The sequence below is a fragment of the Loktanella sp. SALINAS62 genome (genome assembly GCF_018263905.1).
GTDB lineage: Bacteria > Pseudomonadota > Alphaproteobacteria > Rhodobacterales > Rhodobacteraceae > Loktanella.
This window is the reverse complement of record NZ_JAAFZU010000055.1, coordinates 298987-325547: the sequence shown is the minus strand read 5'-3', so window position 1 is coordinate 325547 and position 26561 is coordinate 298987. Positions and strand designations below refer to the sequence as shown.

Sequence of the window (26561 nt, the reverse complement as noted above, 5' to 3'; positions counted from 1 at the left end):
GGTGGGACGGGTGCAACATAAAAACAGGCGGACCGAGCATGACACTGAATCTTTCCCTTCCCGGGCACGAGGACCTGAAGCCACGGATCACCGTTTTCGGTGTCGGCGGCGCGGGTGGCAACGCGGTCAACAACATGATCGAGAAAGAGCTTGATGGCGTCGAGTTCGTCGTTGCGAACACCGACGCGCAGGCGCTTCAGCAGTCCCGGTCCGAGCAAAAGATCCAGATGGGCGTGAAAGTGACCGAAGGTCTGGGTGCCGGCGCACGCGCAACCGTCGGTGCCGCCGCCGCTGAAGAAAGCATCGAACAGATCGTCGACCAACTGGCCGGGGCGCATATGTGCTTTATCACCGCCGGTATGGGCGGCGGCACCGGCACCGGTGCTGCCCCGATCATCGCGCAGGCCGCGCGTGAATTGGGTGTGCTGACCGTCGGCGTCGTGACCAAGCCGTTCCAGTTCGAAGGCGGGCGTCGGATGCGTCAAGCCGAAGAAGGCGTCGAAGCACTGCAAAAGGTCGTCGATACCCTGATCATCATTCCCAACCAGAACCTGTTCCGTCTGGCGACCGAAAACACCACCTTTACCGAAGCTTTCGCGCTGGCCGACGACGTGCTGTATCAGGGCGTCAAGGGCGTGACCGACCTGATGGTGCGTCCGGGCCTGATCAACCTTGATTTCGCAGACGTCCGCGCCGTGATGGACGAAATGGGCAAGGCGATGATGGGCACCGGCGAAGCCGAGGGCGAAGACCGCGCAAAGCAGGCCGCACAAAAGGCCATCGCAAACCCGCTGCTGGACGAAATCAGCCTGCAGGGCGCACGCGGTGTATTGATCAATATTACTGGCGGCTACGATCTGACCCTGTTCGAACTGGACGAGGCCGCGAACGAAATCCGCGAAAAGGTCGACCCCGAAGCCAACATCATCGTGGGCTCGACGCTGGATACCAGCATGGAAGGCCGGATGCGCGTGTCGGTCGTGGCCACCGGGATCGACGCCGCCGTCAGGGCAGCAGAACCGCAGCCCCGCCGGTCGACACAGGAACCCGCGCGCCAGCCGGTCCGTGAACCCGTGCGCGAAGCGCGCCGTGAAGAGCCCGCACCCCGTGTGGCCCCCGCACCGGCACGCGAAGAACCGCGCCGCTATGAACAGCCCGCCGCCCGCGTGGAAACCCCGCGTCACGAAGAGCGTGCAGAACGCAGCCTGCTGGACGACATGGCAGACCATCAGCCGCGTCAATACGCCGAACCGGAACCCGCCGATCTTGACGACGATCTGCCACCCCCGGCCTATCGCCCGCGCGCAGAACCAGAGATCGACGCCACCGAACAGTTTACCGCGCCGCGCGCTTCTCGCCCCGGAGAGCCGTCAGCAGAAGCGCTGGCCCGTCTTCAGGCTGCCGTGCAGCGTCAGCCAAAAGAAACGCCGCGTCAGGCCGCAGCGCCGCAGGATCAGGAGGCCGAAAAGCCGCGCTTTGGTATCAACTCTTTGATCAACCGCATGACTGGCGATCAAAAACCGGCAGCTGCACAAGCGCCGCGCCAGCAGCCACAGGTCAGTGCGAAACGAGAGCAGCCGCAAGCGCAACCGCGCCACGAGCCAGAGCATGACCCCGATCAGGAACGGATCGAGATTCCCGCCTTTCTCCGGCGTCAGGCAAACTAAGCATTTCCCGATACGATCCAAAAGCCGCCCCTTGGGGCGGCTTTTTCGTTTTAAAGCAGTTGGTTAAGCCATCGAGCGGGCATTGTTTCAGCTTGTTGTAATGTGTGAATTGTGGTCCTGCCCCCAACCGGACTATTGCTGCGTTTATAATACATTAAGTATCCGCAGCACGTGGGGCACCGCCATGCAGACAACATTGAAGAAAGACCTGACCTTTCACGGGATCGGGCTTCACACCGGGAAGCCGGTGAACCTGCATTTGCGGCCTGCGCCTGCGGGACATGGCATCGTGTTCCGGCGTGTCGATCGTGACGGTGGTGGCGTGCTTATTCCGGCCAAGTGGCACCATGTCGAAATCTGTCCGCTGAACACGCGGTTACGGGTGGGTGACACCATCGTGTCGACCATCGAACACCTGATGGCGGCCCTGTCCGGCTGCGGCGTGCATAACGTTCTGATCGATATTGACGGACCCGAAGTGCCGATCATGGACGGATCTTCGGCAGAATTCGTGCGCGGCATACTGCAGGCCGGGCTGAAACGGCTGGCCAAGCCCCTGCAGATTATCAAGATTTTGGAAAATGTATCCGTCCATCATGGCGATGCTTGGGCCAGTCTTCAGCCTGCGACAAGCCTTCAGATTGATTTCGAGATCGACTTTGCCGATGCGGCCATCGGGCATCAGGCTAAAACCCTGAATATGGCCAATGGAAGTTTTGTGCATACCCTATGCGACAGCCGCACATTTTGCCGTAACGCGGACGTCGAAGAGATGCGCGCCCGTGGGCTGGCATTGGGCGGGACGCTGGAAAATGCCGTTGTCGTCGACGGCGACAAGGTGCTGACACCGGGTGGATTACGCCACGCGGACGAAGCGGTGCGCCACAAGATGCTGGATGCGCTGGGGGATCTTTATACGGCCGGTGCGCCGATCCTTGGCCGCTACACGGGCCACAAAGCCGGGCATAACCTGTCCAACGCATTGCTGCGCGCCCTGTTCGACCGCCCGTCGGCATGGCGGCTTGTCGATTGCACGCCGCAAATCGCGGCGCGTCTGCCGGGGCAGGGATTGTCGGCTGCCGATCTGAATGCCGTCGCTTGACCGGATCGCGCGCGGGGTTTCGGCACAACTTGATCGCGTTCTGCGATAAGCCGTTTTGCACGCCTGTCTTTTCTGTTAGACCTTCTGCCAAACCCGGCCGATAAGGTGCGGAACAGTAAAGACGACACGGGGGCGTGACGATGTCGGGCACATTCATTCGGTCAGGGGTCACAGCGACGGTGCTGTCTTTGACTTTGCTTGCAGGATGCGGCGATGGGTTCGACCCGCGCCGCGCGGGCGCGCTTGAATCGCTGAATGCGCAGCAGATTTATCAGCTGGGCGAGGTTGAGGTTGAAACCGGTGATCCCGGTGATGCCGCGTTCTATTTTGGTGAAATCGAACGGCTTTACCCCTATTCCGAATGGGCCGAACGGGCGTTGATCATGCAGGCGTTCGCCTATCACCGCGACGCGGACTACCCCAACAGCCGTGCGGCGGCGCAGCGTTTTCTTGATTTTTATCCTGCGCAACCCGATGCCGCCTATGCCCAGTATTTGCTGGCCCTGTCATACTATGACCAGATCGACGAGATCGGCCGCGATCAGGGTCTGACGTTTCAGGCGCTGCAATCGCTGCGTGCTGTGATCGAACAATATCCCGACAGCGAATACGCCCGCGCGTCGATCCTGAAATTCGATCTGGCGTTCGACCACCTTGCGGCAAAGGAAATGGAAATCGGGCGCTATTACCTCAAGCGGGGCAATTATGCCGCCGCCGTGAACAGGTTCCGTATCGTTGTCGAAGAATTCCAGACCACATCGCAGACACCCGAAGCCCTGCACCGCCTGGTCGAAGCGTATCTAAGCCTTGGCCTGACCGATGAAGCACAGACCGCTGGCGCTATTCTGGGCAACAATTATCCGGCGACCGAATGGTATCTGGACAGCTACGCCCTGCTGACAGGACAAGGGCTGGAGGCACGTGCGCAGGGCGATAGCTGGCTGGCGTCGATCTATCGTCAGGTCGTCCGCGGCGAATGGCTTTAGGGCTGTCTGGCACCTGACATGCTGCGCACGCTCGACATTCGCGACATGCTGATCATCGATCAGCTGGAACTTGTCTTTCAGCCGGGATTGAACGTGCTGACCGGTGAAACCGGGGCGGGCAAGTCGATCTTGCTGGATTCGCTTGGCTTTGTGCTGGGATGGCGCGGTCGCGCCGAACTGGTGCGCCAAGGGGCCGAACAGGGTGAAGTCACCGCCAGTTTCGATCTGCCTGACGGCCATCCCGCCCATGCTGTTCTGGCCGAAGCAGGGCTGCCCGGCGGCGATGAACTGATCCTGCGCCGCGTCAACGCCCGCGATGGTCGCAAGACCGCCTGGGTCAATGACCGTCGCGCCAGCGGAGAAGTGCTGCGCGCCCTGTCCGATACGCTGATCGAATTGCATGGCCAGCACGATGACCGTGGCTTGCTGAATCCGCGGGGTCATCGTGCCATGCTTGATACCTATGCAAGCGTCGATGCCGAACGGACCGCCGTGCGTGCCGCATGGTCTGCGTTGTCCAAGGCCACCAAGGCCCGTGTCGCTGCCGAACAGCGCATCGCAGAGGTCCGGCAAGAAGAAGAATATCTGCGCCATGCCGTAGGCGAATTGGACAAGCTTGACCCGCAGGCTGGCGAAGAAGCGACACTGGATATCGCCCGTCGCACCATGCAGGCCGCCGAAAAGATCAAGACAGATGTTGCCCGTGCGTCCGACGCGCTGGGTCTGCAAGGCGCCGAAGGCATGTTGTCGGATGCGAACCGCTGGTTGATCGGTGCCGCCGACCGTGCCGATGGACGGCTGGACGATCCGCTGGGCGCGATCGAACGCGCGATGCTGGAACTGGATCTGGCACAACGCGGTGTGCAGGACGCGCTGGATGCGCTGACCTTTGATCCGTCCGAACTGGAAGCGACAGAGGAACGTCTGTTCGCAATCCGGGGTCTGGCGCGCAAACATGAGGTGCTGGCCGATGAACTTGGCCCTTTTGCCGATGATCTGCGCGCGCGGCTGACCTTGCTGGACAACAGCGCGCAGGGGTTGGGCGATCTGGAACGCGCCGAACGCGCGGCGCAGGATGCCTATGACGCGGCAGCCGCCGATCTGCGCGCGGCCCGTACCGATGCCGCCGGCAGGTTGGATGCCGCGATGGCCGCAGAACTTGCCCCGTTGAAAATGGAACGCGCCGTGTTCCGCACGGAACTGGACGATGCCCCCGCCGGACCCGAAGGCCGCGACGCGGTTGCGTTTACCGTGGCGACCAATCCCGGCGCGCCGCCGGGCCCGTTGAACAAGATCGCATCGGGCGGCGAGCTGAGCCGGTTCCTGCTGGCGATGAAGGTCAGTCTGGCGCAGGCCGGGCAGGGCGGCGTCACGATGATCTTTGACGAGATCGACCGGGGTGTCGGTGGTGCGACGGCAGATGCCGTGGGGCGCAGGCTGGCGGCCCTGGCGGATGGCGGACAGGTGCTGGTCGTGACCCATTCGCCGCAGGTCGCGGCGCTGGGTGGGCACCATTGGCGCGTCGAAAAACGGCAGGACGATACGGAAACCACATCGACCGTCGTGCCGCTGGCACCGGACGAACGCGTCACGGAAATCGCACGGATGCTGTCGGGGGATACGATCACGGATGCCGCCCGTGCTGCGGCGCGTGCGCTGATGACACGGTAAAAAGGCGGGCCGCCCAAAAAGGGCCACCCGCCGAAACTGCTAAAATTGGCTTTGGTCGATACAGCGCGACTGTGACGTCATCATGTCAGGCCTGCCGGATCAATTTTCCGGGGTTCATGATGCCCTGCGGGTCCAGTGCGGACTTGATCTGCCCCATCACATCCCAGCCCGGCCCGTGTTCCTGTTCCATATAGGCCAGTTTGCCCATGCCGATACCGTGTTCGCCGGTGACCGTTCCGCCCAGACGCAGCGCGCGCTGTGCCATGCGGTGCGACAGGTCCAGTGCCGCCGCGCGATCATCGGGATTCGTGTCGTCGATCAACAGGGCTGCGTGGAAATTGCCGTCGCCGACATGACCAAGGATCGGGCCGGTGATCGGGCTGGCGGCGATATCGGCCTGTGTTTCTGCAATCGCCTGCGCCAGCGCCGAAATCGGCACGCAGACATCCGTGACCACCGCCCGCGCGCCCGGTCTGCTGGCAAGGATCGACCAATAGGCCCGGTGCCGCATCGCCCATAGCTTGTTGCGATCCTCGGCCCGTGTCGCGGTCCTTGGGTCGGTGCCGCCCGCGTCGCGGGCAATGTCGGCAAAGGTCGCTGCATCCTCTGCCACGGCACTGTCAGAACCATGGAACTCCACCAGCAAATGTGGCTGCGCGGGGAAATCGTATCCCTCTGCCGTGTTCACCGCGGCGACCGATGCTGCGTCCATCAGCTCTATCCGGGCAACCGGCAGGCCCATCTGGATGGCGGTTGTTGCGACCGTCACGGCCATTGCCACATCGTCGAATCCACAGACGGCGGCGGATATAGCTTGCGGTTGGCCATGCAGGCGCAGGGTCATTTCGGTGATGATGCCCAGCGTGCCTTCGGACCCGACGAACAGCCCGGTCAGATCGTAGCCTGCGCTTGATTTCGCGGCCCTGCTGCCGGTGCGGATGATCCGCCCGTCGGCCAGCACAACCTGCAACGCCAGCACATTGTCGCGCATCGTGCCGTAGCGGACCGTCGTGGTCCCCGATGCGCGGGTCGCTGCCATGCCGCCCAGACTGGCATCCGCGCCGGGATCGACCGGAAAAAACAAGCCCGTCGCCCGCAACGCATCGTTCAGCACCGTGCGCGTCACACCGGGTTGCACGACGACGTCCATGTCTTCCGCATGGACGTCCAGCACGCGGTCCATCCGGGACAGGTTCACGATCACACCGCCCCGGACAGCCAGCGCATGCCCTTCGAGTGATGTACCGGTGCCCCATGCGACGACGGGACAATCATGTGCCGCGCAGATTTTCACGATGTCACTTACCTCTGCCGCAGAGGCGGGCCAGACCACCGCATCGGGCGGCGTGTTGGCAAAGTGCGATTCCGATTGCCCATGATGGACCAGATCGGCCTTTTTAACGGACAGTCGGTCCCCTAGAAGGGATTGCAAGGCGGTGATGGCGGATGAGTTCTGCATGGCAGAAAGCTGCCGTACCGGATCGCAAAGGTAAAGGGCGGCGTAATGGACGGGGCACAGGACGACACACGCAACCGCACCCGCCTGATGGAAGAGGTGCGCCGCGCCTGGCTGGTGATGAAGCTGCGTGGACCCGGTCAGGTGCAGTTCTGGTTTATCGCGCTGGTGCTGGGGATTGCGGCGGGTGGTGCCGCCGTGCTGTTCCGGCTGGGGATCGACCTGATCCAACGGCTGGCCTATGGCACGACCGACCCCAATCGATTGCATAGCTTTGTGACCGGGCTGCACTGGTCGCAAGTGCTGGTCGTGCCGATCCTTGGCGGGCTGGTTGTGGGCCTGATCCTGAACAGATTTGTCAGCGACAGCCGGGTCCGGTCCGTCGCCGACGTGATCGAAGGCGCTGCCCTGCGCGACGGTCGCGTGTCGTTCCGCGAAGGTCTGGCATCCGCGGCGGCCAGCCTGCTGACCCTTGGCACCGGTGGGTCGTCGGGCCGGGAAGGACCGGTTGTGCATATCGCCGCGATGCTGTCGACATGGATCTGCGTGCGCATTCGTGCCGATGGCGTGACGGGGCGCGATCTGCTGGGATGTGCGGTCGCAGCGGCGGTTTCGGCCAGTTTCAACGCCCCCATCGCCGGTGCGCTGTTCGCGTTAGAGGTCGTGTTGCGCCATTTTGCGGTGCATGCATTTGCCCCCATTGTGATTGCATCTGTGGCGGGCACAGTGGTCAGCAGGCTGGCACTGGGCGATGTGACCGAATTCGTCATCGACCGGGAAAATGCGTTGGCGTTCTATGTGGAATTGCCTGCGTTCCTGATCCTTGGTCTTATCTGCGGATTGATCGCGGTGGTGCTGATGCGGTCGATCTTCTGGGCCGACAATCTGGGCAGTCGCCTGCAATATCGATTCCGGATTCCCGCCTTTTTGCGGCCCGCCGGTGCTGGGGCGCTACTGGGTCTGATGGCCATCTGGTTCCCCCATATCATCGGCGTTGGGTATGAAACGACTGTGACCGCGCTGACCGGCGGGCTGTTGCTGCACGAGGCACTGATTTTTGCCGTGCTGAAAATCGCCGCCGTGGCCATAACGATTGGCGGGCGGATGGGCGGCGGTGTCTTTTCGCCGTCATTGATGGTGGGGGCGCTGACCGGGCTGGCGTTCGGCATCATCGCCACCGGCCTGTTCCCGACCGTTTCGGGCGAAGGCACATTGTATGCGCTGGCAGGTATGGGCGCCGTCGCGGCGGCCGTCATGGGGGCGCCGATTTCGACGACGCTGATCGTGTTCGAACTGACGGGCGACTGGCAGACGGGGCTTGCGGTGATGGTCGCAGTGTCGATGTCGACGGCGCTGGCGTCGCGGCTGGTTGAACATTCGTATTTCCTGCACCAGTTGGAACGGCGCGGCGTGCATCTGGCCGCAGGGCCACAGGTTTATCTGCTGGGGACATTCGTGGCGGGTAACGTGATGCGTCCCATGTCGGACCCGCGCGCCGCGGCGGAAAAGGTCTGCCGCGACATGATCGCGGCAGGCATATTCGTCGATGCAAAGGCGACGCTGGATCAGGCCATGCCGATCTTTGAGCGTGGCGCGCATCCGTTCATCCCTGTCGTGGTCACCCAAAAAGGAGAGCCACCCGCGTTGCAGGGCGCGCTGTTCCAAGTCGATGCATTGCGGGCGTTCAACCGCGCGCTATCGGCACGCGCGGCAGAGGAACATTCCTAAACCTGTTCGACCGTCACGTGATCGGTGTCGAACGCCAGAAAACCGGCGATCTGGGACATCGCGTCCTTTGGTGCGTCATAGGACCAAACGGCATTTTCCAATGTCGCGCTGCGGGTCACGATGGAATAATAGCTGGCATCGCCCTTGTGGGGGCAATGCGTGCTGCGGTCGGTTGCATCGAGAAAGGTCATGGCGATATCGCCGCGCGGAAAATAGATGACTGGCGGATACCCGTCTTCTTCCAGCCGCAGGGCCGTGCGGCTTTCGCCAAGCACGGCACCGCCGGCCCGGATCACCCATGTTCCGGGGGCAGGTGAAATCGTGATGTGATCGGCCATGGCGCGGTCCTGTTCTTTTGATGTCAGTTAAGCTGCTCTGATCAGAGCGGGTGGCAGGCGATGTCCAACCAGTCTCGGGCCGCCCCCTCTAGCAGTGGCCCGATGATGCGAAGTGTATCGGCATGATAATCGTTGATCCAGTCCAATTCTGTTTGCGACAAAAGTGATGTGTCGATCAGACGACGTGCCAAAGGCACATGGGTCAGGGTTTCAAACGTCAGCATCGGGCGGTCATCTCCACCATCAAGCGGGCCGGCATCATGGCAGACGATCAGATTTTCGATCCGGATGCCGTAAGCGCCTTCGCGGTAGTAGCCGGGTTCGTTCGACAGGATCATGCCGGATTTCAGCGTCACCTTTGACCGGCGCGAAATCCCCTGCGGCCCTTCGTGGACGGACAGATAACTGCCCACACCGTGCCCCGTGCCGTGGTCAAAATCCAGACCTGCAGCCCAAAGCGGCGCACGCGCCAGCGCGTCCAGATGTTGGCCAGACAGACCCACAGGGAACCGTAGCTTGCTGACGGCGATCATGCCCTGCAGCACGCGGGTATAACGGTCACGGTGTTCTGATGTAGGTTCACCGATGATGACGGTGCGGGTGATATCGGTCGTGCCGTCGACATATTGCCCGCCGCTGTCAACCAGCAGCAATTCACCGGATTGGACAGGGCGATTGGTGTCTTCGGTCACGCGGTAATGGACGATGGCACCGTGTGATCCCGCGCCGCAGATGGTTTCAAAGCTGATGTCGCGCAGTGCCCCAGTTTCGCGACGAAAGCTTTCCAACTGCTGCACAACATCGATTTCTGTCAGGTGGCCGTGCGGTGCGGTCTGGTCCAGCCACGCCAGAAACCGGACCATCGCGGCCCCATCGCGCCTGTGGGCAGTCCTGCTGCCTGCGATTTCTGTGGGGGTTTTGCACGCCTTGGGCATGATGCAGGGATCGGTGCCGTGGACAACGTCGCATTCGGCATCTGCCAGAATGGCGGCGATGGCGTCGGGGCAGACATCGGGATCAATCCGCACCGGGCCGTCGAGCGTGGTCAGTGCCACCTCAAAGCTGTCGGGGTCCTGAATGGTCACGTCCTCGCCCAGATGCGTGGCAATGTCCGCACATTTTTCTGCCGGGGCGAACAGGTCGACGGTGCCGTCGCAATGCAGAATGGCATAAGCCTGCGGCACCGGATTACGTGGAATATCAGCGCCACGGATATTCAAAAGCCACGCGATACTGTCGGGCAGGGTGATGACCCAATGTCCGCGGTTCATGTCCGCGCTGAGGCGGGCGCGCTTTTGCGCGTGCGATGCGCCGGTGAATTCCAGCTGCTGCGCAAAATAGGGCGCGCCGGGCCGGGCCGGGCGGTCGGTCCAGATCGGGTCGATCTGGTTTGCGGTGGCGCGCAGGTCGATCCCGCTGTCGGCCAGCGTTCCGGTCAGATCCTCGATCGTGGACACCGTATGCAGCCACGGATCATAGGCCACAGTGCCGCCGTTCGGCAGATGTTTGATCAGCCAGTCGGACAGTTTCGTTTCGGGCCAATTGACCGGCGTAAAGACATCGGCGGTCTGGTCGCGGACCTGCAGACGGTAGCGCCCGTCGATGAACACGCCCGCGACGTCCGCAAGCACGGCGGCAAATCCTGCCGAACCGGTGAACCCGGTCAGCCACGCCAGCCGTTCGTCACAGGCTGCGACGTATTCACCCTGCCAGCGGTCCGTGCGGGGCACCAGAACGCCATCCAGATCCTGTTCGGCAAGACGGGTGCGCAAGGATGCAAGTCGGTCAGGCCCCGACGCGGGATCACTGCTGGCGGTAAAGGTCTGAAACATGGTGGTCCGGTCCCTTGGGAATCTTGGCCGCACAGTCCGCGCCGGGCGTCAGATTTTCAAGGGCAAAGCTGTCAGCCGACGCGTCGCATCCCCAAAACGCGGGCCCGCTTGCGCGGATCGCTGTCGAACAGGCTTGCCAGTTGTTCCGTCATCGCCCCGGCAAGCTGTTCCACATCGGTGATCGTCACCGCGCGGTCATAGTAGCGGGTCACATCATGGCCGATGCCAATGGCGGCCAGTTCAACCGTCTTGCGTTTTTCGATCATGCCGATCACGTCGCGCAGGTGCTTTTCCAGATAGTTGGCGGGATTGACTGACAGGGTGCTGTCATCGACAGGCGCGCCGTCGGAAATGACCATCAGCACCTTGCGCTGTTCCTGCCGCGCCATCAGGCGGCGGTAGGCCCATTCCAGCGCCTCGCCGTCGATGTTTTCCTTCAGCAGACCTTCTTTCATCATCAGCCCCAGATTGGGGCGGGTCCGGCGCCACGGTGCATCGGCGGATTTATAGATGATGTGACGCAGATCGTTCAGGCGACCGGGGGCGGGCGGGCGTCCTTCTTTCAGCCATGCCTCGCGGGATTGACCGCCTTTCCATGCCTTGGTGGTAAAGCCCAGAATCTCGACCTTGACGTCGCAGCGTTCCAGCGTGCGGGCCATGACATCGGCACAGATTGCGGCAATCGAAATCGGGCGACCCCGCATTGACCCGGAATTGTCCAACAACAGCGTGACCACGGTATCGCGGAATTCCATGTCCTTTTCGACCTTGAACGACAGCGGCGTCGTGGGGCTGGCCACGATCCGCGCCAGACGTCCGGCATCAAGGATGCCTTCCTCCAAATCGAATTCCCAAGTCCGGCTTTGCTTGGCCTGCAGACGGCGCTGCAGCTTGTTGGCAAGGCGGCTGACCGCCCCTTTGAGTGGGTCAAGCTGTTGGTCAAGATAGGCGCGCAGGCGTTCCAGTTCAGCGGGCTCGGCCAGATCGGCGGCGCTGATTTCTTCATCAAAACTGGTCGCGAACACCTTGTAATCGGGGTCCGCGTCGGACACGGGCGCGGGCTGCGGCGGGTCCATCGGGGCCTCGCCGTCGGGCATTTCGGTTTCTTCGCCCATTTCAGGGTCGGCCTGATCATCCATGCTGACCTGGGCCTGGCTCGCGTCTTGCTGTTGTTCCTGCGATTGCTCTGGTGCGGCTTCAGCCTCGTCGCCCTCGCTTTCGTCTTCGCCGGTGGATTCGGGATCTTGTTCTTCGTCCTGACCTTCTTCGGCTTCGTCGTCCTGATCGTCGTCGGGTGCGTCGGGGTCGTCGCCCAGCTGATCGGCGTAGCCCAGATCGCTGATGATCTGGCGGGCAAATTTTGCAAATGCGCGTTGGTCGGTCAGAGTGTCGGACAGGCTTTCCAGCGTGCCGCCAGCCTGTTCTTCGATGAAACCACGCCACAGTTCCATGACGTTATCGGCCCCCGGCGGCAGGTCGCGTCCCGTGGCAAGATGGCGGATCAGATAGCCTGCGGCGACGGCCAGCGGCGCGTCGGCGGCGGATTTGATCTGATCATACCCTTTGCGCTGCGCATCGTTGCCGATCTTGGCGTCGATATTGCCTGCGGTGCCGGGCATGGCGCGCGCGCCGACCGCTTCGACGCGGGCGGTTTCCATCGCATCGTAGATGTCGCGCGCCATCTGGCCCTGCGGGGCATAACGCGTATCAGTGCTTGCATCGTGAAATTTGTGGCGCAGGGCGAATGCATCGGCGGTGCCGCGCGCCAGCAGGACTTCTTCGCGGGTCATGCGGCGACTGATTTGCGGCAAGCGGATTGTGTCGTTGGTCTGGCCTGCGGGATCGACGGAATAGCTGACGGTCAGATCGGTATCGTTGGCCAGCACTTTGGTCGCTTCGGCCAGCGCCTTTTTGAACGGGTCGGCGGGGTTGTCGCTGGGTTTGCTCATCACAGGCTCCGATCAGCCGCAGGACAGGGTGGCAGGAATACGCCCGGCAAAGCGCAGGGCAGCACTGGCGGGCAGGGTCGCATCACGGTCACCGCCGGCCAGATCATAGATCACGGGCGCGGCCGTTGCATCACAACCGCGCGGGGCAGCCCGTTCGGCGGCACGTTCGATCCCCGCGATGGTCGGCACGTCGGTGGTGGGTGTCACCAACGCCAGTTTGCCGCTGTCGGACAGGGTCACGTCATAACCCTGCGGGGCCATGCCCGGCCCGCAGGATACCAGCCCAAGGACCGACGCGGCCGCGATGACGCGGCGCGGGGTCACCGAAAGCTCTGGCTGGCGGCACTTTCAGGCAGCTCTTCGTCAAAACAGCGCTGGTAGAATTCCGCGACCGTCTGGCGTTCCAGCTCGTCGCATTTGTTCAGGAACGACAGGCGGAACGCATAGCCCACATCACCAAAGATGCGGGCGTTTTCGGCCCATGCCAGCACGGTGCGGGGCGACATGACAGTCGACAAATCGCCATTCATGAACGCGGTACGCGTCAGATCAGCTACGGTGACCATCTGGCTGACGGTCTTTTTGCCCTTTTCGTTCTGATAATGTGCGGATTTGGCCAGCACGATTTCGGTTTCGACATCGTGCGGCAGATAGTTCAGCGTGGCCACAAGGCTCCACCGGTCCATCTGTGCCTGGTTGATCTGCTGGGTGCCGTGGTAAAGCCCCGTCGTGTCGCCCAGACCGACCGTGTTGGCGGTGGCGAACAGACGGAAATAGGGGTGGGGCGTGATGATCTTGTTCTGGTCCATCAGCGTCAGCTTGCCGTCCGCTTCCAGCACGCGCTGGATCACGAACATCACGTCGGCGCGGCCCGCGTCGTATTCATCGAACACGATGGCCACGGGATTGCGCAGGCACCACGGCAAGATGCCTTCGTGAAATTCGGTGACCTGCACGCCGTCGCGCAGTTTGATCGCATCCTTGCCGATCAGGTCGATCCGGCTGATGTGGGAATCAAGGTTCACACGCACGGCAGGCCATTTCAGGCGGGCCGCGACCTGTTCGATGTGGGTCGATTTGCCGGTGCCGTGATAGCCCTGCACCATGACGCGGCGGTTGTGGCCAAAGCCAGCAAGGATCGCCAGCGTGGTGTCTGGGTCAAAGGTATAGGTCGGGTCGATGTCCGGCACACGTTCTGACGGTTCGGCAAATCCCTTGACCGTCATGTCCGTATCGATGCCGAACACCTCGCGCACGGAAATGTCGGTGTTCGGTGTGGCGTTGATGTCGATCGTGCCGTCGGCCATGGGGTCAGCCCTTCTTTCGCGGAACATAGGAAGTCATGGTTGCGGGATGCAACATATCGCCTGAAATGAAAAGGGAAAGCGGCTGCGACAGGAATGCGCGCAAGAGCCTGCTGGGGCAACGTTGCGTTTTGCTGCAAATTCGCCAAAGTTGCGGCATGTAACAGGATGGAACAGCATGACCACCACTGCCGACATCGAAGATATGATCGCCCGCATGGCCATGGGGGACCGCGCCGCGTTCGAGGGGCTATACAATGCCACCTCCGCGAAACTTTTCGGGGTTTGCCTGCGTGTGTTGGGTAATCGGGCAGAAGCCGAGGACGCGCTGCAGGAAGCTTTCGTCAAGATCTGGCGCAACGCTGATCGCTACCGCGTGAATGGCCTAAGCCCGATGACCTGGCTGATTACGGTGACGCGCAATCATTCCGTGGACCGTGTGCGGGCGCGGAAGTCAAAACAGGGCGCAGGCCTAGATGAAGCGGCCGAAATTGCGGACAGCAAACCCGGACCCGAAGCGCTGGCGATGGCATCGTCGGACCGGGTGCGGATTGTCGATTGCATGGGCCAGTTGGACCCTGACAAGGCCGGTGCGGTGCGCCGGGCCTACCTTGAAGGGGAAACATATCAAGAGCTGGCAGATCATTACGATGTGCCGCTGAACACCGTTCGGACCTGGCTACGCCGGAGTCTGCTGAAGTTAAGAGAGTGCCTGTCCCATGACGGATGATATCGACAAAGACGAGGAACGCGCCCTGACGGCGGAATACATCCTTGGTCTGCTGACGGACGATGAACGCACCGCCTACGAAGAGGTGCTGGCTATCGACCCTGATCTGCGGTCCGAATACGCGTTCTTTGCCGACCGGATGGTCGCGCTGACCGACGATATCGCGCCGGTTACACCGCCAGCGGGTCTGTTTGGCGCGATCAAGGCAGATCTGTTCGGGACGCCCAAGTCGGACAGGGCCACGTCAAAAGCGCGGTCCTGGCTGGAACGGCTGGGCCTGTTTCCTGCAATGGCGGGCGGTGTCGTGGCGGCAGTTGCGGTGCTTTGGGCGGTGAACCTTTATGTGCCGGGGGCACCGACGGGGGATGGCCCGGCCATATCCGCCCCGACCCTGCAGGCGCAGATCGCGGCAGAAGATGACAGCCTGATCGTCATGGCCAGCTATGACGCCACTGCACAGACCCTTGTGCTGGACCGTACGGCTGGCACTGCGCGTGATGGCCGGTCGCTGGAATTGTGGCTGATCGCGGACGACAATCCGCCGGTGTCGCTGGGCGTCTTGCCTGACACACAGGCCGGTACGATTGCCGTTGACCCAGCGCTTGTGCCCGCTTTGCCGGGTGGTGTGCTGGCGATTACGGACGAACCGCAGGGTGGTTCACCGACGGGTGGGCCAACGGGCGACGTTCTGGCCGCTGGTCCGTTGACGCAAACCTGATCCGAACGTCCGCATCGAATTTGTCGATGCGGACGTTCACGTTTGTGTGCGACTGGTCCACCGGTTTTCGGTGATCACGAATGATGTGTTAGCACATCTGCAGAACCGACCGCAGGAGGACAAAACCCATGCACCGACGTATGTTTTTGACGACCGCCCTTGCCGCAACCGTGGCACCCGCCGCGTTGATGGCCCAAAGTTTCGAGGTGACGCGCACGCGGGCCCAATGGCAGGCTATGCTGTCGGACATTGAATTCCACGTGATGCGCGAAGAAGGCACCGAAGCCGCCGGAACCAGCCCGCTGGATGCAAATTATGCACCCGGCACCTACCATTGTCGCGGCTGCGATCTGCCAGTGTATCCGTCCAGTACGAAATACGACAGCGGCACCGGCTGGCCCAGCTTTTACGCATCCTTTCAGAATGCCATCGGGACCAAGGCGGATCGCAAACTGCTGAGCGTCAGGACAGAGGTGCATTGCCGCCGCTGTGGCAGCCATTTCGGTCATATCTTCAGCGACGGCCCCGCGCCAACGGGCCAGCGTCATTGCCTGAATGGCGTGTCACTGGTGTTCCGCGCGGCCTGATCCGCGCTTGGGGAAACACTGTGTTGATAACTTAGTGGTGTGTCGCCTGCCGCATTGCAGGTAATGCTGGTGCAAACCAAGGTTTCTATTTCAGCATGCGCGACCGGATATTACACCCTTTCAGACCCTCTTTTGGAGAGCGATGTCTTATCGTGGCCTGGGTTGCTGTGTCCGCCCTTGGGGGTTTTCTGGCCTATACGTTGGTCAGCAATATCGCCGGGACACACGCATTGATGCGGGTATTCGGCACCACCGAATGGTGGTTCGTCGGATGCGGTGTCTTTGGTGCGATGGCAGGGCTTTATTGTGCGCGCCACTGGATCGGGGTGACCGGACGATACGCACTGGTCAAGGCATTCTGCGGCATCGTCATCGTCAGTTTCATGGGGGCCCTGATCGGCGGCTCACTGATGCTGCCGCTTTACGGGACGATGTTCGGCCCCATGCTGTTTGCGATGATGTTGGTTGAAAATCCTGTTCTAGCGCTGGTCTGGATTGTGGTTCTGATTGCGGCGCATATCCTGATTAGCCGTCACCGACGCGAGCGCGAACAGATGTTCGCGCCCGTGCCGATCACGCTTTAGTCTTTTTCCCGGAAGTTGCGGCTGGTTTTCAGCTGGTCCCAGGCCCACACGACTTCTGACAGCTGTTCTTCCTGACTGCGGTCGCCGCCGTTCATGTCGGGGTGCAGCACCTTGATCAGCGCTTTGTAGCACTTGCGGATCTCTGTTTTGGACATGCTGTCCTTTGCATCCAGAATTTCGACAGCCCGGCGTTCGGTCGGGGGCAGGCGGCGTGTAGCACCGCCGGGTGCTGCGTTACGGCCCGGATTGCGGGTTGCGTTTTCACCCAGCACTTCGTGCGGGTCCTGAACGCCCAGCCGCGCCCAAGCGCGTTCCTCGACCGACTTTTTCATCGGCTTTGTCGGGCGTTCCCACGTCCGGTCCTTGTCCATCTGGGCCATCAGCTCCGCTTCTGATGTGCCGTCAAAGAAATTCCATTTCAAATTGTATTCGCGGATGTGCTCCTTGCAGAACCACAAATAGTCATCCAGCGAATCTGGCGCGCGTGGCGCGCGATACTTGCCCGCTTCTTCGCAGCCTTCGTGTTCGCACACACGGGTCGACGTTTCCGACGCACCCGACATCCCCCGCCGCCCGCGGGGGTTCTTCTTCTTGCTGCTCGACACCGACATGTCGAAACCGAAGGGATCTTTCTTGTTCATGGTGGCCCTTTCCGACTCGGAGACAGCACTCTAAACCATTGGCTCGGCAGGTGAAGAGCATAGGAGAAAATAATGGCCCTTGACGCAGAAATACGCGCCGCATTGACCAGCGGACTTTCGCCGGAACGGCTGGAGGTCATCAACGAAAGCGCCCAGCATGCGGGACATTCGGGCGATGATGGATCGGGCGAAAGCCATTGGCGCGTCGTCATAAGCGCCACGTCGCTGGACGGCCAGTCCCGGATTGCCAAACATCGTGCAGTGCATGATGCGCTGGGCCCGGATATCATTGGCCGCATCCATGCGCTTGCAATCAGTTTTGACTAGGGCTGATCTGGCGTCGGTTTCGGCGCTGTCGCGGCATCGCCGTCTTTTGATGGAATGACGGCGGGTTCAACCTGCGCGGTTGGTTCAGGCGCAGGCGGCGTGTCGCTGTGATCTTCGATCAGGGCGGCTGGAACCGCTGGGTCTGCCGGAATGGCCCTGCGAAACACCAGCATATTTTGAAACACGGTCACGCGGGTCATTGTCAGGCCTTCGCGCCCTTCTGAGGGCAGGGTATCGGTGCGCAGATATTCCCAGCCATCGGCGGCGTGATGGTTCAGCACAGCCTGCATTGCGGCGGCAAAACGCGCTTCGATCCCTTTGACGGATTTGTCTTTCAGGCCGCGCCGGGGGGCGGGCACGACCAGATATTCTGAACGGTCCATCGGTGGTCCTTTTGGCAGATCAGGCAAGTTTTTGCGCGACAATGTCGTTGACGGCCTTGGGGTTGGCTTTGCCGCCGGTGGCTTTCATGACCTGACCGACGAACCAGCCCGCCAGCTTTGGGTTCTGCTTTGCTTTTTCGACCTGTGCGGGGTTGTCCGCGATGATCTGGTCGACTGCAGCTTCGATGGCAGACGTATCGGTCACCTGCTTCATGCCTTCGGTTTCCACGATTTCGTCGGGGTCACGGTCCTGCGTATAGGCGATGTCGAACACGTCCTTGGCGATCTTGCCACTGATGACGTCCGATTTGATCAGCGCTACGATCTGGCCCAGCCGGGCAGCGGAAATCGGGCTGTCGGCAATCGCCTTGTCGCCGTCCTTTTTCAAACGGCCAAACAATTCGTTGATGACCCAGTTCGCGGCCAGCTTGCCATCGCGACCCTGTGCCACCTCTTCGAAATAGGCGGCATTGGCGACATCCGCTGTCAGCACGCTGGCGTCATAGTCGGACAGTCCAAAATCACTGATAAAGCGGGCTTTTTTCGCGTCCGGCAGTTCCGGCAGCGATGCGGCGATATCATCGACCCAAGCCTGTTCGATTTCCAGCGGCAGCAGATCCGGATCGGGGAAATAGCGGTAATCGTGTGCTTCTTCCTTTGACCGCATCGACCGGGTTTCGTTGCGGTCCACATCATACAGACGGGTTTCCTGCACGACCTGCTTGCCGTCTTCGATCAGGGCGATCTGGCGGCGGGCTTCAACCTCGATCGCCATCTGGATGAACCGCATGGAGTTCATGTTCTTGATTTCGCAACGCGTTCCCAGATGCGCGAAATCCTGCGTTTCCTGATAGCGTTCGTAATCACCCGGACGGCAGACCGACACGTTGACGTCAGCGCGCAGGTTGCCGTTTTGCATGTTGCCGTCGCAGGTGCCCAGATAACGCATGATCTGACGCAGTTTTGCGACATAAGCGGCGGCTTCTTCGGGGCCGCGAATGTCGGGGCGGCTGACGATTTCCATCAGGGCCACGCCGGTGCGGTTCAGGTCCACAAAGCTCATGTTCGGGTCCATGTCGTGGATCGATTTGCCCGCATCCTGTTCCAAATGGATGCGTTCGATCCGCACGCGCCGTGCGGTGCCGTCGCCCAGTTCGACCAGCACTTCGCCTTCGCCCACGATGGGATGGTAAAGCTGGCTGATCTGATAGCCCTGCGGCAGATCGGGGTAGAAATAGTTTTTCCGGTCAAATGCGGAAAACAGGTTGATCTGCGCCTTCAGGCCCAGCCCGGTGCGCACGGCCTGTGCGACGCAGCCTTCGTTGATGACGGGCAACATGCCGGGCATGCCTGCGTCCACGAATGCCACGTTTGAATTGGGTTCTGCCCCGAACAGCGTCGACGCGCCTGAAAACAGCTTTGCCCGGGTCGCGACCTGTGCGTGGACTTCCAGTCCGATGACCAGTTCCCAGTCGTGTTTTGCACCCGCAATGACCTTGGGGGCGGGGGCGGCATAATCCAGATCAAGCATAGGGCACCTCTTTCGTTCGCTGCGTTCTAAGCCAGCCCACAGGTTGGAACAAGGGGCGGGGTTGCCCCGTTGTTGGGCAGAAGAAATTGCCCACCCCAAGATAAGGAACGCAACATGACAGACATCGCATCCGCCAAGATCCTGATGATCGCCACGCACGGTTTCGAGCAGTCGGAACTGGAATTTCCCCGTGACCAACTGCGCGCCAAAGGGGCGACTGTGCACGTCGCCACGCTGGACGGCAACGCCATCAAGGGCTGGGAAGGCGACGACTGGGGCGACAGCGCCGACGCCGATCTAAAAATCGCCGATGCAAAATGTGAAGATTACGACGCGATCGTTCTGCCCGGCGGTCAGATCAACCCCGATATCCTGCGCACCGAAGAAGCCCCGATCAAACTGATCCAGGATTTCGTAAAAAGCGGCAAGATCGTCGCGGCCATCTGCCACGCGCCGTGGTTGCTGATCGAGGCCGGCGTCGTCGAAGGCCGCGACATGACCAGTTTCAAATCGATCCGCACCGACCTGAAAAATGCAGGTGCCAACGTCGTTGACCAAGAGGTAGCGACGTCGCGGGGAATCATCACAAGCCGCAATCCCGGCGATCTAAAGGCATTCGTGGCCAAGATCGTGGAGGAGGTCGAAGAGGGCAAACACGACCGCCCCGCAGCATAAAATAGCCGGAAACCCGATTAAAAGGCGCCCTGCGGGGCGCCTTTGTGCCTGCGTCTAGGCGGTGCGCCACGCATCTGCGGATTCAATTCTTGTGTCACGGACAGAGTCTATGCACCTTGCCTGCATGCTGAAACGGCTTTTTATATTAGGCGGCGTTCTGGCCAGCATGGCTAGCGCAGCGCATGCGGCACCGTCCAACGCGGATGTGCAGGCCATGCCAGTTGCCGCGGCCGTCTTGTCGGCGCGCACAGCACAGGTACCGCCCATCACCAAAGCCCGGCCATTTTCCAGAGAAGACGCAGCAGCAGATCGCGCCCGGCAACGGCTGGCCCGGTTACAATCGGTGCGCCCAGCTGCGCGCCCGTTGCACATGCTGCGCTATCCCGTGAACGTGGTCGTGGGTGCGCCACCGTTGCGCCCCATGCTGCGACCCAATTTCATTCCCGATACGCGCTGGGGCGAATCGAACCGCGCCCGCATGTGGACGCGGGCCACAATGGCGGCTGTTGCAACGCACGGTCTGGATACCACGATCCCGCGCGATATTTCGGCGTGGTGCCCGGCCTATGCGGAAAATTCCCCCACGCTGCGCCGTGCGTTCTGGGTTGGAATGATGTCGGCGCTGACGAAACACGAAAGCACCCATAACCCCGACGCGGTTGGCGGTGGCGGGCTATGGTATGGATTGCTGCAGATCCTGCCGTCGACCGCCCGTGGCTACGGCTGTCGCGCGACCAGTGGCGACGCGCTGAAAGACCCGATTGCAAACCTGTCGTGTGCCGCCCGCATCATGGGGCGGACGGTCGCCCGCGACCGGGCCGTCGCATTGCACGACGGTCGCTGGCGCGGGGTCGCCGCAGATTGGGGCCCGATGAGCAATCGCGCCAAAATCGCGGAAATGTCGGCCTGGACCCGCAAGCAGGATTATTGCGTTGTCAAGGAACGCCCACGCCCGGTTGCGCGTCCGGCATCACTGGTGGCCGCAAACCCGCAAGACAGCGAGACGCACCCGACGCTCAGGACACTTCGCCCCACGATTTCGACAATGGATGCCGTGTCATCCGCACCAGACTGACGGCCGGGGCATCGTCGCCGCCCAGTGCCAGCGTTGCTTTTTTCAGCATTTCGATTCCGTCTTCGCTGTTTTTGGGGATGTTGTCGGCTGCGATCGGCTGACCGATGGTCACGCGGTAGGGCTGCCGGTCCTTGTTCAGCGTTTCGTGAAACAGCGTCACGTCACGCAAGGTGGGGTGCAGCTTGTCAAAGACATAGAACAGCGCAGAATTGCGCGCCTGCACGTTGACCGGAATCACCGGCAGACCGAATTTCCGCGCCAGCATCGCGGCAGAGGGCATCCAGTCGCGTTCATGCAGCTTTAGCTTGCGGCGTTTCGCCAGACGCCCGGATGGAAAGATCACGCCAAGCCGACCGTCCTGCGTTGCCTGTCTGACGTAGGCCATTGTATCGCGTGTCTTTTCCCGCGACCGCCTGTCCATCCGCCATTCGACGGGACAGATCAGGTCATCCATCTGGGGCATCACCCGCAGGATGTCGCTGTTGGCAAAGAAATACATGTCCGGCCTGATCTTTGCCATGACATGCCACAGGATGATCCCGTCCGCGATTCCCGTCGGATGGTTGGCCACGATCAGCGCCGGACCGCTGCGGGGCAGATGCGACAACCCGCTGACATCCACCAGTTTCGCCAGCCGATCGGCCATGTGATCCATGATCTCGCGGGATGGGGCGTGCTGCAAATCCTCTGCGATGGCGACGGTTTTGTCGTAGGCCAGCGCCAGATGCATCAGCCCGCGCACGAACCGCATCCCCGGCAGCCGCCGATACATCCACGGCGCGCGCTCTTCGATCAGCGGGGTTATCCGGTCTTTCATCACAGTCATGCTGCGGTCCCCGATCTGACGCGACCTCTCATTAAGATGTGATCTAGTGGAAATCGGGCGCGCGTCCAATAGCTGTCAGCTTAGGATACGGGAAACCATCTCTGCCGTGTCGCGCGACAGTCCTTTAGTGTCACCGATCCGGGCCAGTGCGGCGCGCATCGCGGCCTGCCGCGTGGGGTTCTGCCGTCCAAGGCTGTCAAACGCCGTCACCATCCGTGCCGTCGTCTGCGGGTTCAGCGGGTCAAGCCGGATCAACCAATCCGCCAGCAGATCGTAGCCCGATCCGTCGGTGCGGTGAAATCCCGCTGGATTTGCGGCAAGGCTGCCAAATACGCTGCGGAACCGATTCGGGTTTTTCCAGTCAAAGGCGGGGTCCTGCGTCAGTCGTTCGGTCAAGGCGACGGTGTCGTCCGGATGCGATTGCCGAATTTGCAGACCGAACCATTTGTCCATCACCAGACGATCCGCCTGCCATTGCGCACGGAACGCGGCCAGCGCGTCCTGACCCTGTCCGATATCCAGCAGACAAGCCAATGCGGCGATCTGCTGGGTCATGTTGTCGGCGTCCGCATATTGCGCCTGCGCACGTCTGCCCCCGTCGATCAGGGTCAGATAGCCCAGTAGGACATTGCCCAGCGTGCGTTTGCCCGCATCATCGGCCCGTGGATCGTAGGGGCCGGGAACCTGCATCCTGTCGTGGACCGGCGCCAGCACGTCGTGCAGATGGGCGGCAATCGCCTGCCGTATCTCACGCCTGCCGATATAGATCTGCATCGGGTCAGGGTCGCCCTTGCGCCGCACCATGGCGTCGGACACGTCCTGTTCGCTGGGCAGGGTCAGCACACGGGCCCGAAAGGCGGGGTGCAGGGTGTCGTCCAGCAGCGTCGCGCGTAGCCCGTCCAGATAGGCGGCATCGGGGTCCGCCCCGGTCATGACACGGTTCAGCAATGCGTCCAATGCCAGCGTGCGCCCTGCTTCCCAGCGGTTGAATGGATCGGTGTCGTAGGTCAGCAGAAACGCACGCTCTGCCGTGGTCTGGTCGCGGTCCAGAATGACGGGGGCCGAGAAATCCCGCAGGATCGATGGCACGGGCTTTTCCGCCAGCCCGTCGAACGTGAACGTCTGGCTGGCCTGTGTCAGTTCCAGCATCTGGGTCGGCACAATCTGCGATCCATCGGGGGCCAGCAGACCGACCGCCACCGGAATATGCAGCGGTTGTTTGTCAGGCTGGCCGGGTGTCGCGGGTGTGTGCTGTGTCAGGGTCAACGTATACGTGCCGTCCGCGAAATGATCGCTGACGCCGATTTGCGGCGTGCCGGCCTGCGCATACCATAGCGCGAATTGCGACAGATCGCGGCCCGTCACATCCGCAAAACAGGCAAGCCAGTCTTCGATGGTGGCGGCCTGTCCGTCGTGGCGGTCGAAATACAGGTCAAGCGACTGGCGGTAGTGATCGTCGCCCACCAGACGTTTCAACATGCCGACCAATTCCGCGCCTTTTTCATAAACCGTCGCGGTATAGAAATTGTTGATCTCGACAAAGCTTGCGGGACGCACGGGATGGGCGAGGGGGCCTGCGTCCTCTCTGAATTGGCGGGCGCGCAGCATCAGCGCATCATCGATTCGTTTGACCGCGTGGCCGCGCAGATCACCGGTGAAGGTCTGGTCGCGGAACACGGTCAGACCTTCTTTCAGGCACAGTTGGAACCAGTCGCGGCAGGTAATCCGGTTGCCGGTCCAGTTGTGAAAATATTCATGCGCGATGATCGCTTCGATCCGTTCGAAATCCGCATCGGTCGAGGTTTCGGGTTTCGCCAGCACACAGCTGGAGTTGAAGATGTTCAAACCCTTGTTTTCCATCGCCCCCATGTTGAAATCGTCGACGGCAACGATGTTGAAAATGTCCAGATCGTAGGCGCGACCGTGGGTGCGTTCATCCCAGATCATCGAGTCCTTCAGCGCCGTCATGCCAAAGGCGCATTTGTCCAGATCGCCGGGCCGGACCCAGATGTTCAGCGCGACATCGCGGTTTTCCATCGTGGTGAAACGATCGCTGTGCGCCACCAGATCGCCCGCAACCAGCGCGAACAGATAGGCGGGTTTTGGCCAGGGATCGTGCCATTCGGCCCATCCGTCACCGGATGCCACCGGATTGCCGTTCGACAACAGCAACGGCATATCGCTTTCGATGCGCACCGTGAAAACGCCCATCACATCGGGGCGGTCAGGGTAATAGGTGATCTTGCGGAAACCTTCGGCCTCGCATTGGGTGCAATACATGCCGCCGGACATATAAAGCCCCTCCAACGCGGTATTGTCGGCGGGGGCGATGATGACCTCTGCTTGCCAGATGAACGGTCCGTCGGGCACATCACAGGTCAGCCCCCGCGTGGTCACATCAGGCGCAACCGGCTGTCCATCGATCTGGGCCGATACCAGTTCAAGCTGTTCGCCATGCAGGAAAAACTGGTCCTGCGCGCCGTCGGGATTAGGACGAAAGGCGATGCGAGAGATGACACGTGTCGCATCCGGCGACAGATGGAACGTCAGATGAACGCTGTCCACCAGCCAACCGGGGGCTGTGTAATCCGCCAGGTGGACGGTCTGCGGCGCGCTGTCTTTCATGGTCTTGTCCCAAATCGGTGCATCATCGCCGGGGACGGTATGTTCATCATTGAATAGCCGCAAGACGCACTATTTTGTGCATTAACAAGCTTGAAGAAGGAGTATTCCAATGTCTGCACCACGCACTGATCTGGATAAACAAGAAAAACGTCACCGCGGCGCATTGACCGGTATTTTTACGGTTGTCGGCTTTGCCCTGCTGTTGCTGGCCGGGCTTTTGATCTTCATCAGCGCCAACGGGAATGAACCCGATGGCGCGGAAACGCAGATCGACGGGCGCACCGGTGCCGAAGTGGAAGGCGCCACCGAATAACATGGCGCGGATGCGCAAAAAGGCGGATTTACCGTCAAAGGTTTGCGCAACCTGCGGACGGCCCTTTGTCTGGCGCAAGGCTTGGGCCAAGGTGTGGGATGACGTAAAATACTGTTCCGACCGTTGTCGTGCATCCCGCAGCCGAACGAAATGAACGCTGGAACGATCTGGTGTTGCGGGGCATGCTGCAGCCGGTTCAACACATACAAAGGCTGCATCATTCCATGACCGAAATCACCAGTGCACAGGCGCGCATCATCATCGACACGGCGATGGCCAAGGGGACCGAGTTGGGACTGAAACCGCTTGCCGTCGTGGTTCTGGACGCGGGTGGCCATGTCAAGGCGTTCGAACGTGCGGACAACGCCGCCGCCGGCCGGTTCAATATCGCGCATGGCAAGGCTTATGGTGCGGTCATGCTGGGTATGCCGGGCAGCGCACAGATGAAAAGGGCCGAAGATCAGCCCTATTTCATGGCGGCCATAAATGGGGTTTACGGTGGGCATGTGGTGCCCGTGCCCGGCGGCGTTCTGGTCAAGCACGATGACCGCGTCATCGGTGCGGTCGGTGTGACGGGCGATACATCGGACAACGATGTCATCTGCGCGCTGGCTGGATTGGACGCAGCGGGCCTGATCGGCGAAGCGTAATCAAGCGGTCTTTGCAGTTGCAGCACAAACGCGGTATTGCAAGGGCGTTCCCGCCCAAAAAGGATGTGTTTTCGTGCCTCGTCCCGTCATCGGTATCATCGCCAACTCTCATGTGATCAACGACAGTTATCTGGTTCAGGCTGTGGGGGACATGAATTTGGAAGCTGTCGCCGACGTCTGTGAAGCGGTGCCGGTGATCGTGCCGGCCAAACCCGGCATCGTCCTGATCGACGATTTGCTGCACACGTTTGACGGTTTCATCTTTCCGGGTGGTCGCCCGAACGTGCATCCCGAAGAATACGGAGAGGCTGAAACAGAGGCGCATGGCACCTTTGACCGCGACCGTGACCGGTTGGCGCTGCCGTTGATCCGTGCCTGTGTCGATGGGGGGCTGCCTGTGCTGGGGATTTGCCGTGGTTTTCAGGAAATAAACGTGGCCTTTGGTGGTTCGCTTTATCCTGAAATCCGCGATTTACCGGGCCGCGACAACCACCGCATGCCGCCCGATGGCACAATCGAAGAAAAATTCGCGATGCGTCACACCATCCGGTTCAGTCCGGGCGGCGTTTTCCATCGCCTGCTGGGGGCGGAACAGGTGGTGACCAATTCGCTGCACGGTCAAGGGATCAATGAGCCGGGCGCGCGGGTCATCGTCGAAGGCTGGGCCCCCGACGAAACGCCCGAGGCCATCCATATCCGCGATGCAAAAGGATATGCGCTGGGCGTGCAGTGGCACCCCGAATATCAGGCCGGGATCGACCCTGTGTCGCGTCCGTTGTTCCGGGCCTTTGGCGATGCGGCGGCGGCATGGGCGCAGGGCAAACGCACACCAGCGCGCAATATCGCCTGATTGGGCGAACCAG

General features: G+C 61.4%; 27 protein-coding genes. 16 read left to right on the top strand and 11 right to left on the bottom strand.

All coding sequences use genetic code 11. The annotated features are described in order from the left end of the window. Nucleotides 1–38 precede the first annotated feature (38 nt). From ftsZ to recN, 4 genes are all read left to right on the top strand, one after another. The gene (gene ftsZ, locus GZH79_RS16080; RefSeq protein WP_211644769.1) at nt 39–1667 is read left to right on the top strand and encodes a cell division protein FtsZ; all 1629 of its coding nucleotides are present in this window, start codon (nt 39–41) and stop codon (nt 1665–1667) included. A gap of 184 nt (nt 1668–1851) precedes the next feature. Further along, entirely contained in the window at nt 1852–2769 is a 918-nt protein-coding gene (gene lpxC / locus GZH79_RS16075; protein ID WP_211644768.1) for a UDP-3-O-acyl-N-acetylglucosamine deacetylase, read from the top strand. A gap of 140 nt (nt 2770–2909) precedes the next feature. Continuing rightward, entirely contained in the window at nt 2910–3755 is an 846-nt protein-coding gene (locus GZH79_RS16070; RefSeq protein ID WP_211644767.1) for an outer membrane protein assembly factor BamD, read from the top strand. An 18-nt stretch (nt 3756–3773) separates the two neighbouring features. Next, complete coding sequence (gene recN, locus GZH79_RS16065) at nt 3774–5426, top strand: DNA repair protein RecN (protein WP_211644766.1); 1653 nt, start codon at nt 3774–3776, stop codon at nt 5424–5426. 85 nt (nt 5427–5511) lie between these two features. Here recN and GZH79_RS16060 read toward each other — a convergent pair whose 3' ends face one another. Further along, nucleotides 5512–6885, bottom strand: a complete 1374-nt coding sequence (locus GZH79_RS16060) for an FAD-linked oxidase C-terminal domain-containing protein (RefSeq protein ID WP_211644765.1) — start codon at nt 6883–6885, stop codon at nt 5512–5514. A 117-nt stretch (nt 6886–7002) separates the two neighbouring features. On the opposite strand from GZH79_RS16060, the gene GZH79_RS16055 reads away from it, so the two are divergent. After that, nucleotides 7003–8610 (top strand): chloride channel protein, encoded by a 1608-nt coding sequence (locus tag GZH79_RS16055; protein WP_211645049.1) that lies wholly within the window; start codon nt 7003–7005, stop codon nt 8608–8610. Here the strand turns inward: GZH79_RS16055 and GZH79_RS16050 are convergent. From GZH79_RS16050 to cobS, 5 genes are all read right to left on the bottom strand, one after another. Next, nucleotides 8607–8948 carry a DUF427 domain-containing protein gene (locus tag GZH79_RS16050; protein WP_211644764.1) on the bottom strand — a complete coding sequence of 114 codons (342 nt, stop codon included), beginning with the start codon at nt 8946–8948 and terminating at the stop codon, nt 8607–8609. The two genes, GZH79_RS16055 and GZH79_RS16050, sit on opposite strands and share 4 nt — an antisense overlap. 41 nt (nt 8949–8989) lie before the next feature. Further along, nucleotides 8990–10780: an aminopeptidase P family protein gene (locus GZH79_RS16045; protein ID WP_211644763.1), complete on the bottom strand. Its 1791-nt coding sequence runs from the start codon at nt 10778–10780 to the stop codon at nt 8990–8992. A gap of 71 nt (nt 10781–10851) precedes the next feature. Continuing rightward, complete coding sequence (gene cobT, locus GZH79_RS16040) at nt 10852–12729, bottom strand: cobaltochelatase subunit CobT (RefSeq protein WP_211644762.1); 1878 nt, start codon at nt 12727–12729, stop codon at nt 10852–10854. Nucleotides 12730–12741: 12 nt separating this feature from the next. Continuing rightward, on the bottom strand, nt 12742–13053 hold the full coding sequence (locus GZH79_RS16035; protein ID WP_211644761.1) for a hypothetical protein: 312 nt from the start codon (nt 13051–13053) through the stop codon (nt 12742–12744). Beyond that, the gene (gene cobS / locus GZH79_RS16030) at nt 13050–14036 is read right to left on the bottom strand and encodes a cobaltochelatase subunit CobS (RefSeq protein ID WP_211644760.1); all 987 of its coding nucleotides are present in this window, start codon (nt 14034–14036) and stop codon (nt 13050–13052) included. The genes GZH79_RS16035 and cobS overlap by 4 nt, the downstream gene beginning before the upstream one ends. A gap of 175 nt (nt 14037–14211) precedes the next feature. Here cobS and GZH79_RS16025 point away from each other — a divergent pair, with 175 nt between their 5' ends. The 4 genes from GZH79_RS16025 to GZH79_RS16010 all read left to right on the top strand — a co-directional run bounded on the left by GZH79_RS16025 (nt 14212) and on the right by GZH79_RS16010 (nt 16652). Further along, nucleotides 14212–14763, top strand: coding sequence for a sigma-70 family RNA polymerase sigma factor (locus GZH79_RS16025; RefSeq protein WP_211644759.1), 552 nt, complete (start codon nt 14212–14214; stop codon nt 14761–14763). After that, complete coding sequence (locus tag GZH79_RS16020) at nt 14753–15481, top strand: anti-sigma factor (protein WP_211644758.1); 729 nt, start codon at nt 14753–14755, stop codon at nt 15479–15481. Before GZH79_RS16025 ends, GZH79_RS16020 begins: the two co-directional genes overlap by 11 nt. A 128-nt stretch (nt 15482–15609) precedes the next feature. Then, nucleotides 15610–16068 (top strand): peptide-methionine (R)-S-oxide reductase MsrB, encoded by a 459-nt coding sequence (msrB, locus tag GZH79_RS16015; RefSeq protein WP_211644757.1) that lies wholly within the window; start codon nt 15610–15612, stop codon nt 16066–16068. A 152-nt stretch (nt 16069–16220) separates the two neighbouring features. Then, a complete protein-coding gene (locus GZH79_RS16010; protein ID WP_211644756.1) occupies nt 16221–16652 on the top strand; it encodes a hypothetical protein in 432 nt (143 codons plus the stop codon). Here GZH79_RS16010 and GZH79_RS16005 read toward each other — a convergent pair. Next, nucleotides 16649–17293 (bottom strand): J domain-containing protein, encoded by a 645-nt coding sequence (locus GZH79_RS16005; protein WP_211644755.1) that lies wholly within the window; start codon nt 17291–17293, stop codon nt 16649–16651. The two genes, GZH79_RS16010 and GZH79_RS16005, sit on opposite strands and share 4 nt — an antisense overlap. 72 nt (nt 17294–17365) lie before the next feature. Here GZH79_RS16005 and GZH79_RS16000 point away from each other — a divergent pair, with 72 nt between their 5' ends. Then, the gene (locus GZH79_RS16000; RefSeq protein ID WP_211644754.1) at nt 17366–17620 is read left to right on the top strand and encodes a BolA family protein; all 255 of its coding nucleotides are present in this window, start codon (nt 17366–17368) and stop codon (nt 17618–17620) included. Here GZH79_RS16000 and GZH79_RS15995 read toward each other — a convergent pair. Both GZH79_RS15995 and gatB read right to left on the bottom strand, forming a co-directional pair. Then, nucleotides 17617–18003, bottom strand: a complete 387-nt coding sequence (locus GZH79_RS15995; RefSeq protein ID WP_211644753.1) for a DUF4177 domain-containing protein — start codon at nt 18001–18003, stop codon at nt 17617–17619. The two genes, GZH79_RS16000 and GZH79_RS15995, sit on opposite strands and share 4 nt — an antisense overlap. A gap of 19 nt (nt 18004–18022) precedes the next feature. Next, nucleotides 18023–19534, bottom strand: coding sequence for an Asp-tRNA(Asn)/Glu-tRNA(Gln) amidotransferase subunit GatB (gatB, locus tag GZH79_RS15990; protein ID WP_211644752.1), 1512 nt, complete (start codon nt 19532–19534; stop codon nt 18023–18025). A gap of 114 nt (nt 19535–19648) precedes the next feature. Between gatB and GZH79_RS15985 the strand changes: the two genes are divergently transcribed. Further along, nucleotides 19649–20209, top strand: a complete 561-nt coding sequence (locus GZH79_RS15985) for a type 1 glutamine amidotransferase domain-containing protein (protein WP_211644751.1) — start codon at nt 19649–19651, stop codon at nt 20207–20209. 166 nt (nt 20210–20375) lie between these two features. Beyond that, entirely contained in the window at nt 20376–21284 is a 909-nt protein-coding gene (locus GZH79_RS15980) for a transglycosylase SLT domain-containing protein (protein WP_249219237.1), read from the top strand. Here the strand turns inward: GZH79_RS15980 and GZH79_RS15975 are convergent. Further along, nucleotides 21226–22101, bottom strand: coding sequence for a lysophospholipid acyltransferase family protein (locus tag GZH79_RS15975; RefSeq protein WP_211645047.1), 876 nt, complete (start codon nt 22099–22101; stop codon nt 21226–21228). The genes GZH79_RS15980 and GZH79_RS15975 overlap by 59 nt on opposite strands. Before the next feature lie 84 nt (nt 22102–22185). Next, nucleotides 22186–24735 (bottom strand): aminopeptidase N, encoded by a 2550-nt coding sequence (gene pepN, locus GZH79_RS15970; RefSeq protein ID WP_211644750.1) that lies wholly within the window; start codon nt 24733–24735, stop codon nt 22186–22188. Between the two features lie 109 nt (nt 24736–24844). On the opposite strand from pepN, the gene GZH79_RS15965 reads away from it, so the two are divergent. The 4 genes from GZH79_RS15965 (at nt 24845) to GZH79_RS15950 (ending at nt 26548) form a co-directional block, all read left to right on the top strand. After that, complete coding sequence (locus tag GZH79_RS15965; RefSeq protein ID WP_211644749.1) at nt 24845–25048, top strand: hypothetical protein; 204 nt, start codon at nt 24845–24847, stop codon at nt 25046–25048. Between the two features lies 1 nt (nt 25049). Then, nucleotides 25050–25202 carry a DUF2256 domain-containing protein gene (locus GZH79_RS15960; RefSeq protein WP_211644748.1) on the top strand — a complete coding sequence of 51 codons (153 nt, stop codon included), beginning with the start codon at nt 25050–25052 and terminating at the stop codon, nt 25200–25202. A 70-nt stretch (nt 25203–25272) separates the two neighbouring features. After that, nucleotides 25273–25698, top strand: a complete 426-nt coding sequence (locus GZH79_RS15955; RefSeq protein WP_211644747.1) for a heme-binding protein — start codon at nt 25273–25275, stop codon at nt 25696–25698. Between the two features lie 73 nt (nt 25699–25771). Then, nucleotides 25772–26548 (top strand): gamma-glutamyl-gamma-aminobutyrate hydrolase family protein, encoded by a 777-nt coding sequence (locus GZH79_RS15950; protein ID WP_211644746.1) that lies wholly within the window; start codon nt 25772–25774, stop codon nt 26546–26548. Nucleotides 26549–26561: the final 13 nt, after the last annotated feature.